Source organism: Bradyrhizobium sp. ISRA442 (genome assembly GCF_038085055.1).
Classification (GTDB): domain Bacteria; phylum Pseudomonadota; class Alphaproteobacteria; order Rhizobiales; family Xanthobacteraceae; genus Bradyrhizobium.
Window position 1 is genome coordinate 1 of record NZ_JALGCN010000068.1, and the last position, 994, is coordinate 994.

Sequence of the window (994 nt, forward strand, 5' to 3'; positions counted from 1 at the left end):
AAACTGCCTGCTGGCGAAGGAGGCCGGCGGGCATGGCGCCACCTCTTTCGATTGATCTCCGCAAGCGTGTGGTTGCCGCCGTTGCGGGCGGCATGTCGTGTCGGGAGGCCGCTGCGCACTTTCGAGTGGGCGTGTCGAGTGCGATCCGCTGGATGGCGCAAGCGCGCGAGACGGGCGAAGTGACGCCGAAGCCACAGGGCGGCGATCGACGCTCGCAGGCGATCGAAGCGCAAGCTGAACGCATCCTCGCGCTGATTGCGGCCAAGCCCGACAGCACATTGGAGGAACTGAAGGCGGCGCTCGCCGCCGATGGACACGCTTTCAGCGTCTCCGCGTTGTCGCGCTTCTTCCAGCGTCGCAAGATCACGCTCAAAAAAAGACTGTATACGCCACTGAGCAAGAGCGGCCGGACGTCCTGAAGAAGCGAGAAGAGTGGGTCGACGGCCAGATTGGCCTCGATCCTGACAAGCTCATCTTCATTGACGAGACATGGGCGTCAACCAACATGGCACGCCCGCGCGGGCGTGCGCCCCGCGGCGAGCGGCTGCGGGCCTCCATTCCGCACGGCCACTGGAAGACAACGACCTTTGTTGCAGGCCTGCGCCTGTCGGGCATGGTCGCGCCGATGGTTCTCGATGGGCCGATCAACGGGCTCGCCTTCCAGGCTTATGTGGACCAGGTGCTCGTTCCAGAATTGCGGGAAGGAGATATCGTCGTCATGGACAATCTCGGCAGCCACAAGGGCGCAGGCGTGCGCGCAGCGATCGAGGCTGCCGGCGCAAAGCTCCTCTATCTCCCGCCCTACAGTCCCGACCTCAATCCCATCGAGAACGCCTTCGCCAAGCTGAAAGCGCTGCTGCGCAGGGCCGCCGAGCGCACCGTCGAAGGCTTGTGGAACGCAATCGGACGCTGCCTCGATCGCTTCACGCCGCGCGAATGCGCCAACTACTTCGCAGCCGCTGGATACGAACCAACCTGATCGGGAACCGCTCTA

1 protein-coding gene is annotated in these 994 nt (G+C 64.1%); it reads left to right on the forward strand.

Annotated features, from left to right (window positions below; all coding sequences use genetic code 11):
* Nucleotides 1-32 precede the first annotated feature (32 nt).
* Nucleotides 33-979, forward strand: a protein-coding gene (locus MTR72_RS40220; RefSeq protein ID WP_280965490.1) for an IS630 family transposase whose coding sequence is annotated in 2 segments (ribosomal slippage) — nucleotides 33-371 and nucleotides 374-979 — 945 coding nt in all. Because the reading frame shifts where the segments join, the coding sequence is not laid out codon by codon here.
* Nucleotides 980-994 lie beyond the last annotated feature (15 nt).